Annotated in this window: 19 protein-coding genes and 1 pseudogene; 17 read left to right on the plus strand and 3 right to left on the minus strand. The window is 69.8% G+C overall.

What is annotated here, in order from left to right:
• Nucleotides 1-181, plus strand: a pseudogene (locus ACH4TP_RS37605) (UDP-N-acetylmuramate--L-alanine ligase); the annotation flags it as partial.
• A gap of 72 nt (nt 182-253) precedes the next feature.
• Here the strand turns inward: ACH4TP_RS37605 and ACH4TP_RS37610 are convergent.
• Nucleotides 254-697 carry a hypothetical protein gene (locus tag ACH4TP_RS37610; RefSeq protein WP_398440370.1) on the minus strand — a complete coding sequence of 148 codons (444 nt, stop codon included), beginning with the start codon at nt 695-697 and terminating at the stop codon, nt 254-256.
• Nucleotides 698-944: 247 nt separating this feature from the next.
• Here ACH4TP_RS37610 and ACH4TP_RS37615 point away from each other — a divergent pair, with 247 nt between their 5' ends.
• The 3 genes from ACH4TP_RS37615 (at nt 945) to ACH4TP_RS37625 (ending at nt 1,895) form a co-directional block, all read left to right on the plus strand.
• A complete protein-coding gene (locus ACH4TP_RS37615) occupies nt 945-1,361 on the plus strand; it encodes a hypothetical protein (protein ID WP_398440371.1) in 417 nt (138 codons plus the stop codon).
• A gap of 80 nt (nt 1,362-1,441) precedes the next feature.
• Nucleotides 1,442-1,645 carry a hypothetical protein gene (locus tag ACH4TP_RS37620; protein WP_398440372.1) on the plus strand — a complete coding sequence of 68 codons (204 nt, stop codon included), beginning with the start codon at nt 1,442-1,444 and terminating at the stop codon, nt 1,643-1,645.
• Nucleotides 1,638-1,895 carry a hypothetical protein gene (locus ACH4TP_RS37625; RefSeq protein WP_398440373.1) on the plus strand — a complete coding sequence of 86 codons (258 nt, stop codon included), beginning with the start codon at nt 1,638-1,640 and terminating at the stop codon, nt 1,893-1,895. The genes ACH4TP_RS37620 and ACH4TP_RS37625 overlap by 8 nt, the downstream gene beginning before the upstream one ends.
• A 188-nt stretch (nt 1,896-2,083) precedes the next feature.
• On the opposite strand, the gene ACH4TP_RS37630 is transcribed toward ACH4TP_RS37625, so the two are convergent.
• Together ACH4TP_RS37630 and ACH4TP_RS37635 are read right to left on the minus strand one after the other, a co-directional pair.
• Nucleotides 2,084-2,764: an HNH endonuclease family protein gene (locus ACH4TP_RS37630; protein ID WP_398440374.1), complete on the minus strand. Its 681-nt coding sequence runs from the start codon at nt 2,762-2,764 to the stop codon at nt 2,084-2,086.
• Nucleotides 2,765-2,961: 197 nt separating this feature from the next.
• A complete protein-coding gene (locus tag ACH4TP_RS37635) occupies nt 2,962-3,291 on the minus strand; it encodes a hypothetical protein (RefSeq protein ID WP_398440375.1) in 330 nt (109 codons plus the stop codon).
• Nucleotides 3,292-3,546: 255 nt separating this feature from the next.
• On the opposite strand from ACH4TP_RS37635, the gene ACH4TP_RS37640 reads away from it, so the two are divergent.
• The 13 genes from ACH4TP_RS37640 to ACH4TP_RS37700 all read left to right on the plus strand — a co-directional run bounded on the left by ACH4TP_RS37640 (nt 3,547) and on the right by ACH4TP_RS37700 (nt 14,824).
• Nucleotides 3,547-3,936, plus strand: a complete 390-nt coding sequence (locus tag ACH4TP_RS37640) for a hypothetical protein (protein WP_398440376.1) — start codon at nt 3,547-3,549, stop codon at nt 3,934-3,936.
• The gene (locus ACH4TP_RS37645) at nt 3,933-4,313 is read left to right on the plus strand and encodes a hypothetical protein (protein WP_398440377.1); all 381 of its coding nucleotides are present in this window, start codon (nt 3,933-3,935) and stop codon (nt 4,311-4,313) included. The genes ACH4TP_RS37640 and ACH4TP_RS37645 overlap by 4 nt, the downstream gene beginning before the upstream one ends.
• Nucleotides 4,307-4,591 (plus strand): hypothetical protein, encoded by a 285-nt coding sequence (locus ACH4TP_RS37650; protein ID WP_398440378.1) that lies wholly within the window; start codon nt 4,307-4,309, stop codon nt 4,589-4,591. The genes ACH4TP_RS37645 and ACH4TP_RS37650 overlap by 7 nt, the downstream gene beginning before the upstream one ends.
• Complete coding sequence (locus ACH4TP_RS37655; RefSeq protein ID WP_398440379.1) at nt 4,588-4,935, plus strand: hypothetical protein; 348 nt, start codon at nt 4,588-4,590, stop codon at nt 4,933-4,935. Before ACH4TP_RS37650 ends, ACH4TP_RS37655 begins: the two co-directional genes overlap by 4 nt.
• A complete protein-coding gene (locus ACH4TP_RS37660) occupies nt 4,935-5,366 on the plus strand; it encodes a hypothetical protein (RefSeq protein WP_398440380.1) in 432 nt (143 codons plus the stop codon). The genes ACH4TP_RS37655 and ACH4TP_RS37660 overlap by 1 nt, the downstream gene beginning before the upstream one ends.
• Nucleotides 5,363-6,259 (plus strand): hypothetical protein, encoded by an 897-nt coding sequence (locus ACH4TP_RS37665; RefSeq protein ID WP_398440381.1) that lies wholly within the window; start codon nt 5,363-5,365, stop codon nt 6,257-6,259. Before ACH4TP_RS37660 ends, ACH4TP_RS37665 begins: the two co-directional genes overlap by 4 nt.
• Nucleotides 6,260-6,379: 120 nt before the next feature.
• Nucleotides 6,380-7,096 carry a hypothetical protein gene (locus ACH4TP_RS37670; RefSeq protein ID WP_398440382.1) on the plus strand — a complete coding sequence of 239 codons (717 nt, stop codon included), beginning with the start codon at nt 6,380-6,382 and terminating at the stop codon, nt 7,094-7,096.
• Between the two features lie 496 nt (nt 7,097-7,592).
• Nucleotides 7,593-8,429 (plus strand): helix-turn-helix transcriptional regulator, encoded by an 837-nt coding sequence (locus ACH4TP_RS37675; RefSeq protein ID WP_398440383.1) that lies wholly within the window; start codon nt 7,593-7,595, stop codon nt 8,427-8,429.
• An 88-nt stretch (nt 8,430-8,517) separates the two neighbouring features.
• Nucleotides 8,518-9,594 (plus strand): PhlD, encoded by a 1,077-nt coding sequence (locus ACH4TP_RS37680; RefSeq protein WP_398440384.1) that lies wholly within the window; start codon nt 8,518-8,520, stop codon nt 9,592-9,594.
• Between the two features lie 686 nt (nt 9,595-10,280).
• Nucleotides 10,281-11,180 (plus strand): ETEC_3214 domain-containing protein, encoded by a 900-nt coding sequence (locus ACH4TP_RS37685; RefSeq protein ID WP_398440385.1) that lies wholly within the window; start codon nt 10,281-10,283, stop codon nt 11,178-11,180.
• Nucleotides 11,181-11,230: 50 nt separating this feature from the next.
• The gene (locus ACH4TP_RS37690) at nt 11,231-13,126 is read left to right on the plus strand and encodes a hypothetical protein (RefSeq protein ID WP_398440386.1); all 1,896 of its coding nucleotides are present in this window, start codon (nt 11,231-11,233) and stop codon (nt 13,124-13,126) included.
• A 62-nt stretch (nt 13,127-13,188) separates the two neighbouring features.
• The gene (locus ACH4TP_RS37695) at nt 13,189-13,968 is read left to right on the plus strand and encodes a hypothetical protein (RefSeq protein WP_398440387.1); all 780 of its coding nucleotides are present in this window, start codon (nt 13,189-13,191) and stop codon (nt 13,966-13,968) included.
• A 103-nt stretch (nt 13,969-14,071) separates the two neighbouring features.
• Nucleotides 14,072-14,824 (plus strand): hypothetical protein, encoded by a 753-nt coding sequence (locus ACH4TP_RS37700; RefSeq protein ID WP_398440388.1) that lies wholly within the window; start codon nt 14,072-14,074, stop codon nt 14,822-14,824.
• Nucleotides 14,825-14,834 lie beyond the last annotated feature (10 nt).

Consider the following 14,834-nt stretch of genomic DNA (forward strand, 5'->3'; position numbering starts at 1 on the left):
CAGCGAGCTGATCATCGCCGCCGCCGAGCGGGCCGGTGCCGCGGTGACGGCCGTCCACGACAAGGAGACCGTCCCCGAGGTCATCGCGGGAATGGTCAAGCCGAGCGACTTCGTCCTCACCATGGGTGCCGGCGACGTCACCGACCTCGGCCCGCGCATCCTCGACCACTTGGCGAGCTGAGCCGGGCAACAGCGTGGGGGTGGTGGTCTCGGCCCTTGCTTGTCGAGACCACCACCCCCACGTACGCGTGCTCTACGCGTTCCTGATGGCGTCCTGGGCAGCCCGGATGAACGCAGCATGGGCGTTGGAGAAGTTCTCGAGGGAGGAGGGCGCGTTGGGGTCCTCGTGTCCTTCAAAGATGGAGTTCCTGTAGCGGATCGCGGCCTCCGCAACTTCAAGCGGCCCTTCCAGCTCAACCAGCGCGACTGCCTGCTCCATCGCAGCGGTTTCTCGCCGGTTCAGCTGGTACGCGGATCCAGCGACGAGTACCTGGGCGTAGGTTTGCCGGCGCTGTTCCTCTGCCCGGACCCGCCGCTGCTCGTTGAGAGTGTCCTGCACAGTCGATATCACCGCGTCGGCCTGCCGATTACCCGCGTGCTCGGCCGCCGCGGCTTGTTTGTGACCGGCGTTCCTCGTGAACCAGCCTGTAGCGATGCCGCCGACAACGGCCGCCCCTGCGCCGATCAGGGCGCTCACCCACTCACTCATACGGCGGATCCTGCCACGGACGACCGGCAGCGCGGCCAGCCTTGTCGTGGCCCTGCTATAACGCAGCATGGACATATCCCCTTTGGTGCCAGGCGCAACTCGCGCGGCTGGCAGCGCGATCAGTGCGGCGGTCGGTCGGTACCGGCCCATCGGAGTTGTGCGAGTAGGTAGCGCCGAAGACCGAGCGCAGGCCTACCGACGGTTCCTCGATGCTGCCGCGCACTTTGTGGTGCTGGTGGGAACGATCAACAGGATGCATCACGAGGGCGGGGAGGCGGCAGAACCCCACATTCAAGAGGTTCTTCCCGATACGAGGCATGCCGGGAACGAAGTGCTTGCTGCTCTGGACGGGATCCGGGTATGTGCCCCGGACTACGTGATTGACCAGGCCGAAGCTGCGGCTCAGTCGTTTCCCAACGTTGACCTGGAGCCAGAAGCATTCAGCAAGGCCGGGGCCCTCTACCTGAAGAAGAAGGCCCTCTTCATTGACTCCGTCCGCAGGGATCTAGCCTATGGCGCTGCCTGGTGGCAGCTATGGCGGAAGGCCAAGGAGAAGTGGTTCGTGTGGCGGCACTACTCAGAGCAGAAGCAGTCAGATGCAGGGGAGCCGGAGAGTGCCCCGGTCTCAGCCGTACGGCCAGGGGGCTCATGACAGGTTCAGACAGATCAGACCCCGTGCTCCTGGCGCTGCGCTAGCCTCAGGGGCGTACCCGACCAACGAGGGGGCCCGTCGTGGCGAACCTGACCTTCAACGAGGCTGAGCAGCGCGAGCTCCGCGACGCAGCCCGTGCCGAGTTCCCCGGGAACCCGGCGCTCGCGTACGTCCTTGAGAACCTCGCGGCCGAGGGCATCGACCTGGACCGGTGCCGGGACTGGGACGACATCCGCGCGGAGAAGGGTCTGCCCGAGCGGGACGAGGCCAGCGACGTTGCCTAAGCACCACCGCGGCCGCCGGCCCCGCATCGTCTTCATCGAGCCTGCCGAGACCCAGGTCCGCCTGCTCTCCGCGAGCCAGACCGCGGCCTTGGACGACACCCTGAACGTGATCGCGGCCGACCCCGGCGCCGTCAAACAGCACGCGACCGCGTCGGCCCTGCGCGACTACCAGCACGACGGCATCCGCGTGATCTTCTATGCGACCGCGCTCGGCAGCATCCTCATCGTCACCTACGTCGAGGTCGACTGACCGACGTCCGACTCCCCGATCGCTCTGGCGTTTGAGCGGTACCTCCAGGGCGTGAACGAGTTCCCCGAGGAGGTCGCCACACCGCTACGGTGAGCCGTGGATGGGCCTGTCGACTGGTCAAGCTGGTGTGCCTGTCCGGTGCCCTCACTCCCCTGTGTGAGGGCACCGCGCGTTTCCGGGCCCTGCGGCTACGGCGCGGGCGTGTAGTGCACGACGGTCGACTCGCAGGCATCCGCGTACACCACGAGCGCCTGTACCTCGTCCCGGTCCGCGGCCAGGCCCCAGCGGAGCTTCGTCGCGGTCCACTCACCGACGTACCGACAGTGCGCGTCGGGCAGCGGCGGCATCCACTGCGCCGGATCCTGATCGGCCTTCGACCGGTTCGTCCGCGCGGTGACCGCGACGAGTGAGGCGGCCGCGCCCTGGTCGTTGGCGTACGCCTCCCGCCGCGCCGGCGTCCACGAACTGGCGCCCGAATCCCAGGCCTCGGCGAGCGGGACCATGTGGTCGATGTCGAGCTTGGCCGGGTCGTTGACCTCCTGGCCGTCGTAGTACGACACCCACAGGCCCCCGGACAGCTTGCAGCCGGCCGCCACCTCCGGCGCCACGACCGCCTCCGACAGGAGCACCTCGGCCCGCGTGTTGCAGCCGTCAGCCGGATCCAGGCCGGCGTTCCAGTGCCTGAACTTGTCACGGGTGTAGCCGTCCCTGGACTCGTCGGCCACGGGGATCTGCTTGACGGCGTCGGCGAGGGTCAGCACTTCCGCGGCCGCGGGGGCCGATGGCGTGGCAGCAGTGGCCGCGGACGGGAGGGTGAGCGGGGACAGGACGAGAGAGAGCGCGGCAGCGCGCAGGAACTTCTTGATCACGGACGACAGATAGCGGCACGCCGTCCCGCGGCGCACGGTTCCGCGCACCGGCGTCAGCCGTCCGGGGGAGGAGATTCACCGCAGAAACGGTCTCCCGAGCGCGCGGCAGACGGCGACCGGGCGCACGATGAGAACAGAGCCCGCCCGGGAAGCCTCGCACGTTGCACCGGGCGGGCGCCTCGTCGCCCAGCAGGAAATCAGCCCACGGGGTTGTCCTCAGGCGCCGATTCCGCCAGCCACGGCTTCTTGTTCACGGTTCCCCACCACGCGTCCAGCTCGTGGTGCCTCTCCCAGTACGCCCCGTTGGGCAGTCGTGGCGTGACCACGGTCAGGAAGCCGTGGTCCTGACGGCTGTGTTCCATGAGCTGGAACAGGGCGACGACTTGAGCCGGTGTCATCGGCCGGTCGAGGACGAACTCGCGTGAGTCGGTGCGGCGGGCGCCGGAGTCCCGCAGGAGGCCGGCCACGGTGGTGAAGTCGTCGAAGTAGCTCAGGCGCAGCCTTACGACCTGCATGTTCTCTGTCATGGCGGCAGCGTAGGAGTGGGAAGGCGTTGCGCTGCGGGGCCTTTGGGTCGCCGCGCTCCCTCCATTCGCGCGAGCCTACTCGTCCTAGGACGCAGGTCACATCGGGACTGTCTCGTTCGGGTGAACCCCTACCCCCCTATCTATTGCGTACGCAATAGATAGGGGGGTAGGGTGGGAGGCCCCCGAGCAGGGGCACCAACCGCGCCGAACCGCGCGACCCTAGACCCACCTCCCCTTCCCCCCCCGGAGGCCCCCATGGCCGACACCACCCCCGCACCCCGCGTCTTCCGACTCCAGCGCCACACCGACATCTCCGGCGTCTCCGGCCTCGGCCACATCGCCGACGGCATCCAGTGGCCCGACGGCACCGTCACCATCCGTTGGCGCGGCCCCCGCCCCTCCACCGTCCACTGGAACTCCCTCGACGACGCCCTCGCCATCCACGGCCACAACGGCGCCACCGAAGCCATCTGGGACCAGCTCACCGAACAGCAGCGCGCCCTCGCCGCCAACGCCGTCAGCACGGCCCTCAACGCCCTCAACTGCTGGCGCCCCGCCGAGGACTGCCGCACCGTCGCCGACGCCGCCCTGAACGCCGCCACCGGCCTCCTCGACCGCATCCCCACCCAGGAGGTCCAGCAGTGACGGCCGACCTTGGCCTTGCCCCCTTCAGCAGGCCGCCGACGCCCGACATGTCGGCCCCCGCCCCGGTGATCCCCGCCGAGGAACCCCTCACCATTCAGGTCACCCGCTATCAGTGCCCCCACTGCCGGGCCACCCGCAGCAAGAAGACCGCCGCCATCGCGCACATCGGCCGCTGCTGGAAGAACCCCGCCGTCCGCACCTGCAAGACCTGCACCCACTACGAACCCGCCGGCGACGGCGACCAATGCATCCCCGGCCGCTCCTGTGGCTGCAACGTCTACCCCGAGTCCTGCGGCGCCGGGAACGACATCCCCGGGCACCGGCCCGCCACCCACTGCCCGAAGTGGGAACCCCGCCGGGAGGAATGGCCTTGCTGACCACCGCCATCGCGGTCACCTCCCTGGCCGCCGGCTACGTCCTCGGCCGCGTCCGCCCCTGGGACCTGCTCGACACCTGGGTCTGGCGCCGTTTCACCTTCATGGGCGCCTGGACCGAATCGAAGCCCCAGGCCGTGCTCACCATCGCGGCCCACGTCCTCGTCCGCCCCCGCGTCTCGTACGACATCTGGCGCCGCCGCAACGACCCGAGGCCCCCGGAACGCGCCCCCGCCCTCCGCTTCCGCAGCACCACCGACACCGAGGAGCCCACCCCGTGACCGAACAGCCGCCGACTCACTGCTGGGCGTGCAGCCATCCCGTCGAGCAGCACGACCTCCAGCCCGACGGCACCCGCCCCTGCCGCAGCCCCGGCCACCCCAACGGCGTCCCCTGCGCCGGCTGCCGAGCCCTGCTAACCCCCGAGCACCGCGCGGCCATCCAGGACGAGCGAGAGAACGACTCCTTCGAAGCCGCCTGGGGCGCCTACATGGTCACCCTCCAGGACGCCCAGAACGCCTTCGGCGAGCACGCCGCCGTCATGTTCTCCGACATCCACCAGTCCGCCCTGGCCTCGGCCCTGATCGCCTACCGGAAGCACGCCACCGACGAGGGAGGCACGTGATGCGCGCCCTGACTATCCGGCAGCCATACGCCGACGCCATCGTCTGGGGGACGAAGCGCACCGAGAACCGCTCCCGGCCCATCCCTGCCGCCCACCTCGGCACCACGATCCTGATCCACGCCGCGAAGGACCTTCACGCCTCCGGTGCCGTCGCCTCCGACTTCACCCACGAGACGTGGCCCGATGCCCGCAGCGCCATCATCGGAACCGCAGTCCTCGACTCCTGCCACAAGGCCAGTGACGACTGCTGCACGCCGTGGGGCATGGATGACCACTGGCACTGGACTCTTCGCGACTGCCGGCCTCTGCCCCGGCCCGTGCCGACTGCCGGAGCGCTCGGCCTGTGGACCCCGCCCGAGAACGTCCTTCACGACGTCCAGGTGCAGTTCTGGGAGCCCACCCCCACCCTCCCGGCCGGAGCCGCCTCATGAACCGTGAGACGCGCACCCCCCTCGCCGACCTCACCGAGAACCAGCTCGAGACCCTCTACGCCGAGCTCGACGCCCACCGCAACGCGCCCCAGCTCCGGCACTGCCTCATCCCCGGCTGCCTCCGCGAGTTCGACGCCATGGCCCGCATGGCCGGTGACCCGCCCGCCCAGCCGTCTTGGTCCGGCGACGGATGGCGTCAGCTCGGCAACGGCAGCGTCGTCCCCCGCAACGGCCGGTACGTCTGCCCCGACCACGCCGAGCTCGTCATCGCGCACCACGCCCGCCGAGTACAGACGGTGTCCGGCCGGTGGACCGCCGCGTGCCCCTGCGGCTGGGCAGCCCCTTCCCAGCGTTGGTACGGGCTCGTCGCACCCCTGTGGGAGGAGCACCTCCTCACCGAACTCGGCGACCTCCCGCCCGCGCCGCCGGTCACCGACCCTGAGCACCGCACTCCGCTCGCCGAGCACACCGAGCAGTCCCTCGCCGAGCTGTACGACCGGCTGTGGGACGCCGAGACCGACAGCCAGGAAGCCCGCGAGGTCGCCCGTGCCGCGATGCTCGGCTACAGCCTCGCCGTCCCCGCGCTCCTCGGCGCCAAGACGTCCCTCGAAGCCCTCCGGCAGCGCATCACGCTCGACTCCCGGGACTGGACTGCGGACAAGACCGACGCGTGGCTGTACGCCGTCCTCGTCGGCGTCAACTGCGAGAACACCGACGAAGGCCACGTCCACAACGACATCGACTGCAACGGCGACCAAGCCCTGTGGGACCTCGGACTCCAGCACGACATTCCCACCGACCAGGTCATCCGGACCGGGCACCTGCGCTGGTGGGTCGCCAACGCCGTGAAGGTTGCCCAGCAGATCGAGGCGGGCGCCAGTGACGACTCCTGAGACCCGCGCCCGCCTCAGCGCTCTGGAGCAGCAGCTCGCCGCCCCCACACCCGACCCGCTCGACGGACAGACCACCATCGCCCTCAACTGGGTCTGCCCGTACTACGACCAGGAGACCCTGTGGCCGACGCCGCCCTCAGCGACTTCAACCCCTCCGCCCGAGCTGACGCCCGACGAGACTCCCGGTACGCCGCCGTCCTCCAGCAGGTCCAGAAGCTGACCTGGCCGGCCGGACAGCCGATGGTCCCGGGCGGGTGGGCGGAGACGCTCGCCATCCAGGTCCTGGCCGCGGTCCGCCGCCAGGAGGGGAAGCACCGGCTGATCACCCACCACACCTACGAAGGACCCGGCCCCTGCAACGCCCGGTTCTACGGCGTCAACACCTGCGGCTTCCCCCGGGACGAGCACGAGCTCGTCGACGACGAGCCGGCCCAGGCGAACGAGAGCAGCCGCAGTCTGCAGGCGGGAGGCCCGCTGATGGTCGGGGGCTTCCCCATGCTGACGCTGCCCCTGGAGCCCACGCTCGCCATCCACGGGCCAGGCGGACAGCCGTTGGTCACCCTGAACCTTGCCACCGGCGAGATGACGTACGGGCCCGGCTACACCCCGGACGTGGCCGCTGAGGCGTTCTGGGACGCGGTCGACGTGATGGGCCTGGCTCCGGTCCGGCAGGAGCATGTGGCGCGCGCGGCGAAGGACCGGGCGTGGGCCCTGGTGGGGGAGTGGCGCCGGCAGGCCGCCGAGCGCGGTGAGGACCCGTACGCCGATCCATACGCCCAGGCCCTCGCGGCCGCACTCGTCGGCGAGCAGCCGGCCACCGATCCCGCAGGCGGATAGGGGCAGGCCCCGGGCAGCGGGTGGAGGTGGCTGCCCGGGGCCCGGGGGTCGGCCAAGCGGCACCGGGGGAAGCACCGCCTGACCCGTAGCACGGCCAGCGTCGAGGACGCGACATCGGGGCGATTGTCGACGCCGACCGCAGTCACAGGAGCCCTCAAAGCCCCGGCGAGTGGCGAACCGGAACGGTGCCGAGCTGCGAAATCCGCACCATCGCACGGAATACAGCACCGTCCGGCAACGCCCCTGCCGGAGCCCCGACGAGGGCAACAGAGCATTCCACACGAGGATTTGACGGATTCCCTGCCCGTCGCTCGCGGGAGCGCCCTGTGGTGTTGCACTGTGGCCGCTCCGCCCGCTTCCCGGCAGGTCAGCGCGTCCACGCTGGACAGCTTGACCGTTCAACAGGGGTGTTTCCACACCCAATCTTTATTAAGAAACAGAGTGCTATTAATTTGTCTCACGGAGAGCGTGTACGGTGCACGGGGGGAAAGCGGCGATGAAGATGAACAAGAAGGCGCTCAAAGGACTGCTCCGTGAGCGGAGGGACCTGATTGAGCCCGCCGACCATGGCCTGACACGTCCGAGCGGCCCTGGGCGGCGCGCTGCCGGCCTGTCCCAGCAGCAGGTCGACGAACTGACTGGCCGCAAGCCGAACACCTACTACCGGCTCGAATCCGGCCAGTACCCCAGCCCACCGATCGACTACCTCGAGCAGGTCGGCAGGCTTTTCGGCCTGAACGAGCAGGAGTGGGGGAGCTTGTGCCGCTACGCCGGCATCGGTGACCCGCCCTTCCCTCTCAACCCCGAGACCGGTCTCGTCATCCCCGGCGTCTGGCAGGAAGCCGTCGACGGCATCTCCCACATGGCCTACGTCACCGACGCCTCCTGGGACCTCCTCGCCTACAACGAGCAGTGGGCTGAACTCTTCCCCGGCGGCCGCGTCCCCTCCAACACCATGCGCTGGATGCTCCTCGACGACGACGCCCGCAACATGCTCCTCGAATGGAAGACCGTGTGGGCCCCGCTCGTCCTGCCGCAGTTGCGTGCCGCGCTCGCCGTACGGCCCGACGATGAAACGCTTCAGCAGATCGCCCGTGACGTCGCCGACGACCCCGACCTCGCTCCCATCTGGGAGGCCGGCGGTGCCCACATTCACCCCGACGGCGACGAACGCCCCATCCACCACGCCCTGCACGGCCCCGGCCACGTCACCATGTGCGCCGCCATGCCGCTGACCGCGCCCGGCGCCCGGCTGATCATCCTGATCTACCACCCCGGGGAGAAGAAGGCGCACACCAGGCTGCCGATGCTCCGTTCCCGTCGGACTGACTGAACCGCAGGTCAGGGGGACCAAACGGACCGGATGTGTCGTACGTTGTCCGGACCCCCCACGCCGACCACCCATGCGCCGGAGGACACGCGTGCCCTACATCTCCCGCCCCTTCACCACCCTGCCCGCCCACAAGGTCACCACCACCGAGATCATCGACGACATCGTCAGCCGCCACCCCGACCACCCGCGGCTGCGCGTCATCCCCCGCGCCATCAACAACCTCGGCATCGAGAGCCGCCACTTCACCCAGCCGCTCACGGCGCCGACCGTCTCCGGCAGCGCCGCCATCGAGGAGCGCTCCAACACCGCCTTCGCCGACGCCCTCGACATGGCCACCCGCTCCGCCAAGCGCGCCCTCACCGCCTACGGCCTCGCGCCCGGCCCCGCCCCCGGCTCCTACGCCGACATCGACGCGATCATCACCACCCACTCCACCGGATGGTCCGTCCCCAACCTCGACATCCACCTCATAGGCCCCCTCGGCCTGAGACCCACCATCTCCCGCATCGCCCTGACGACCATGGCCTGCGCCGGCGGCACCCAGGCCCTCATCCGCGCCGTCGACTACGTCACCGCCCGCCCCGGCAGCAAGGTCCTCGTCGTCGCCGCCGAGGTCATCTCCAGCGTCTACAACCACGCCGACACCTCGATCGAGGCGATGATCTACAAGGCGCTGTTCGGTGACAGCGCCGCCGCCTGCATCGTCTCCAGCGAGCCCCTCGGCGGCCCCGCCTTCCACGTCGCCGGCCCCGACGACACCCTCGAGTACGTACTGCCCGACAGCCTCAGCCGCTACAACGGCCGGATCGGCTCCGACGGCTTCCACTTCGACTCGACCAAGGAAGCCTTGAGCGCCGCCGACGAAGCGCTCCCCACCGTCCTCGACTGGATCGGCCCCCACCGCGCCGTCGACTGGGCCGCCATCCACCCCGGCAGCCCCCGCATCATCACGGACACCGCCCGTGCCTTCGGGCTCGACGACCACGACACCCGCCACTCCACCGCCACCCTCGCCCACGAAGGCAACCTCGGCGGCGTCTCCACCCTCCGCGTCCTCGAACGCACCCACACCGACCCGCCCGAGACCGGCACCCCCGGCATCGTCATCGCCTACGGCCCCGGCTTCACCACCGCCGCCCTCCGCGGCACCTGGCACGCCGCCTGACTACTCGTAGGCCGCTGACCAGCGGAAACACTCGCAGGCAGTTGCTGAATCAAGTGATTGCTCCGCGCGAATTCACCCACCTACCAAAATCCGTATGTGCTGTCGGCGGACGAATTCGCCGAGCGAGCAATCCCCTCGAACTTTGGATTCGGCCGTCCGATGTCAAAGGTGAAGGGGTAGATTGGCGTCACAAGCCAGCGCACTCAGTGGTGCACTGGGGTGGATTCGGTCGACAGTTCGACCGTAGGGTCCACACATAGGAGGGGCGCTCCCGTAGGAGCGCCCCGGTGGGTGGACCTGGTCAGGATCCGGAGCTCTTCCCCAGCAGGACAGCGGCCAACTGGCCTGCGTTGACGAGGGTTGAGCCGAGAAGCAGGATCCTGTCCAGGTTCCTCCGAACCCAGTCGTAGACCCTCCTCCACCACGGAGGTCCGTCGGCCGGCATCAGGCGCTCCACCTTCCCTTCATCTGGTCGCCATTCGGTTGCCCGACCGGGGAAGGAACTGTGGGCGTGACACGTCGTCATCGCTTCATGGGCGACGGTAGTCACTCGACCTCTCTCCTGTCCTGGGAATCCTCTCTTTTCGGCTCACGCGTTCCCCGTGATGACTCCGGCATATGCTTCCGGTCTGAATGGGTGGTCAAAAGCCATACCGACCCGACCCCTTGTCCTGCATGATTCCGCCATGCCCCTCGCACAAGAGCCCTGGTACAGCACCACCCTGAACGTGTGGTCCCTTGCCGCCACCCTCGTCGCGACCATCACCCTGACGAAGACCGTGACCGCCGCCTGGCGCGCGTCCTTCGGACGCCGGCACCACGTCATATCCCGGATCCGCAAGGTCGCCCCGTGGGTCAGCCCCGACTACGTGGAGGAGCTCTTCGGGGAGCCGGCGTGGGTGAACTCCCTCACCGTCCACCAGTACCAGGGCGAGACCCCCGTCCCCGAAAAGGACCTCGCGGTCGAACTGACCAAGCGGACCTGGAAGCTCGGGCGCTTCGGCTACCTCGTCACCTGGTCGACCGAGAACGCCGTGCAGATCTACGGCATCACCACCACCAGCCGGCGGTTCCGCCCACGGCTGCTCGTGAACGGCACCCGGGTCAAGCTGGGCAGGACCCGGCTCGCCACCCTCCAGAACCCCGGCAACTTCTGGTCCTGGATCGGCGCCCGCCGCTTCACCTACATCGAGTCCCACTACGGCGGAAACCCCGGCGGCTACCGGACCTGGTACGTCGGCGTGAACGACATCGGCCACTTCCCCATGGCGCCCGTCGGCATGGACGAGACCTCAGAGGCAGAGCGCGAGGCCTTCCGCTCGGTCGCCCGCATCAACACCGTCATCGTGAGCACTGCCCTTTACCGCGAAGTCAGCGACGCCACGGTCTTCGGGAACTCCTTCGGGCCCGACCAGGACCAGATCCGCCTCCTTGAGCCCGAGATGCGCCTCGTCCACAGCTGGACGGACACCGCACGAATCCGCTGGAACGCCTTGCGTCGAAGCTGGAACTGGCGCCACAAGTACGCGTACCGCCGCTACGGCAAGGCACTGGACCGCGCCCGGGGGAACACCGCGAAGCCGTAGCCGTACGCTGATCACAAGGCGCGGGGCCCGATACCGGAGGGGTGTGCCCCGTGGGCCTCAAGCAGCTCATCATCGACGCCTGGGGATGGGCGAACTACAAGCCCGTCTACTCGGACGCCCGCGGCATGCCCAACCGGCGCGCCTTCCCCCAGGCCAACGCATCCTGGGTACCCCCGGGCGACCAGCGCCGCCTCGCCGCCTACACACTGCTGGCCGCCTACGCCAACAACCAGGCCGCCGAGATCGCCCAGTTCACCAACCCCGACGCCGACGAGCGCCGCGAGTTCGGCGACCCGTCCATGTACGTCGAGACGGCCCTCGCCAACCTCCTCGGCCGCGAGCAGAGCATCACCGTGCCCGGAGCCGAACAGACCGGCACCAGCAGCGGCAGCGAGGATGCCGACCAGGCCATGGCCGAGCGCGTCCAAAAGCTCCTGCGCACCTGGGCCGAGGCCGAGCAGTTCGAGCTCCGCGTGCTCCAGACCGAGCGGAAGGCCGTGACCCTCGGCGACGGCATCTACTACCTGCACTGGGACCCCGCCAAGCAGCGCGTCCGTCTCAAGGCCTACGACCCGGGCTTCTACTACCCGGTCATCGGAGAGGACGACGACGGCTCCGACTACCCCGACCGTGTCCACCTCGCCTGGGACCTGCCCGAGGACCCTCGCAAGGGCCTGAAGCCGCGACTGCGCCGCATCACCCTGGAGCTCGACTGGATCCGTCCGGCCACCGCGTCCGGCGTCGACCGCGCCGGCCGCCCGGTCCGCGCCCCCGTCATGACCGACCCCACCGACACCGAACCCGCGCAGCCGGCCCTCGGCCCCGGCGACATCCCCGGCCCCGATGGGCTCATCGCCCGCCAGTACCCGTGGAACGACGCCCCGTCCTACACCACCTGCTACCTGACCGACGCCACCTGGAACCTCGACGACCTCAAGGGCACCCACGACGTCGACAACCTGCCGATGGACAAGGCCGCCTACGCCACCGGCCCCACCGGCGAGGTCCTCGACCGCCTCGACCTCATGGTCGACTTCATTCCGCTGGTCCACGTCCCCAACACCGTCCCCGAAGCGCAGGAGCACTGGGGCACGTCCAGCCTCGCCAAGATCCTTCAGATCTTCGACGAGCTGGCCTCCACCGACACCGACTCGGCGAAGGCGTCCGCCACCACCGGCTCGCCGATCATCTCCGTCTCGGGCCGCCCCTCCAGCGGCCGGCGCAGCGAGCTGTCCGTCACCCCCGGCATGGTCGTCGAGCTCGGCGAAGGCGGCCGCATGGACACCCTCGACACCTCCGCGCAGCTCGCCGAGCTCCGCAACCGCACGGCCGAGCTCACCGAACGCGCCGGGACCATCGCCCGGCTCCCCGCCGTCGCCCTCGGCACCGTGAACCCCTCCGAGGTCCCCTCCGGCTACGCCCTGGAGATCTCCCTCGGCCCCCTCTCCTCCCTCATCGGTGCGATGCGCCTGGCCCGCGCCTCCAAGTACAACCTGCTGCTGAAGTTCGTCCAGCGCCTCCACCTCGCCGGACAGGCAGCCGACTGGGCCGGGATCACCATCCAGCCCGCCAGCCTCACCTTCGGCAGCTTCACCCCCACCGACAAGGCCGCCATCCTCACCCAGGTCGTCAACGCCTTCGAGGCCGGCGTCATGTCCCTGGAGACCGCGATCCGCACCCTCACCAAAGCCGGATGGGACATGGACGACGCCGAGACCGAGATCGCCCAGATCCAGGCCCGCCGCTTCGAGGAAGCCCGCTACCTTGCCGACGCCACCGGCTCCACCAAGGCCGTCGGCGACTACCTCGGACTCGACATCGAACCCGACCCCACACCGCCCGCCCCCCAGCTTCCGCCCACCGCCGACCCCGCGGCGGCCACCGACCCCACGGCCAGCAACAGCAACGAGAACCCGGCCCAGGGAAGCAGGGGGAACAACTCGTGAGATCTGTGCTCTCCTTGGATCAAGGCGCGGGGCCGAGTTTCTCCATGGGAGGTTGTGCCCTCATGCGTCGCCCCACGCAGCACTCCGCGCGCACCCCGCGCGGCACCTGGTCCCACCCGTACACCGGCATCCAGGGACTGGCCGTCTTCTACAACGACGGCGGCGCCCCGACCCCCGGCAGCCCGTCGAACCCGGCTGCTCCGCCAGCCACCTTCGTCGCACCCCCGGCCACACCGCCCACCCCCGCCGCCAGTGCGGCCGACGACGAACTCGTCATCAGCCAGGACCAGCTCAGCGCCCTGGCCGCCAAGGAGAAGGCCCAGGGAGAGCGCTCCGGCGCCCGCAAGGCACTGGAGAAGTTCGCCGCCGACAACGGCTTCAGCACCGTCGAGGACGCCCAGACGTTCATCACGGCCGCCCGCAAGGCCCACGAGGACGCGCTCACCGAGGAGCAGAAGCGCGCCGCCGAGCTCGACCGGCGCGAGCAGGAACTCGCTGCCCGCGAGGCCGCCGCCGCCAAGGCCCAGCGCGACGCCGACCGGCGCTCCGCGCTCGCCGGGCTCGGCGCCACCGGCGACGACCTCACCGACGCCCTCGCCCTGCTCCAGGCCGGACTCGCCGACGACACCGACGCCGTCGCGCTCACCGCGGCCGCCGAGGCGCTCAAGGCCCGCCGCCCTGAACTGTTCGGCACCCCCCAGACCCCCGCCACTCCACTGCTCCCCCCGGCCCCGGCCGGTGCCCCCGCCGGAGGCCCGCCGGCCCGCCAGAGCGGCGGCGAAAAGCCCGGCAGCCGCGGCCTGGAGATGGCCCGCCTTCGCGGACACCGCACCGCCGCCTGAAAACCTCCCAGCCCGCGCTGGGAACCCAAGGGACCACGCCCTCTCCTCGTGGACGCACCCCACAGGTGCAGCCGACACACAGGCTCCATGAGGAGAGGCAGTCGTGAACGACTTCCAGCCCTACTCCTACAGCGACCAGGTCACTGCCGATCGGCCGTGGCTCGCCTCGCTCGTAGGGGTGCAGGACACCAACACCATCACCCTCGACCTGAGCAAGTTCACCGCCGGCGTCCACTACGCCGTCTCGGCGAACCCGCTGCTCCAGGGCCGCAACGTCATGAAGTCCGGCATCCCCCTCGGCCGCGTCACCGCCTCCGGGCTGTACGCGCCGTACGCCGGCCCGACCGACGAGGTTCAGACCGTCACCGTCACCGGCGCCCCCACCGGCGGCACCTACACGCTGACGCTCTCCGGCCAGACCACCGCTGCGATCCCGTACAACGCGACCGCAGCGCAGATCCGCACCGCCCTCGAAGCGCTGTCGAACATCGCACCGGGCGACATCACCGTCGCCGGAGGCCCGCACCCCGGCAGCCCCGTCACCGTGAAGTTCAACGGCGGCCCCTACCAGGGCGAGGACGTCGCCCAGATGACCGCCACCGCCTCCCTGACCGGCGGCACCACCCCCGGCGTCACCGTCACCACGACCACCGCCGGCGGCGCCGCGACCGCGTCCGACGGCACCGAGGTCCTCCACGGCTTCCTCGTCTCCAGCATCAGCTTCAACCCCGGCTCCCTCAAGGCCGCCGGCGCGCTGCTCTGGCACGGCGAGATCTTCGCCGCCCAGGTACCCGTCCCGTTCGACCCCACCGACGTCGCGTCCACCGCGCCCGGCGTCTCCATCCACTACCGGTAAGAGGAGCAGA

The sequence above is a fragment of the Streptomyces sp. NPDC021012 genome (assembly GCF_044333355.1).
Lineage (GTDB): Bacteria > Actinomycetota > Actinomycetes > Streptomycetales > Streptomycetaceae > Streptomyces.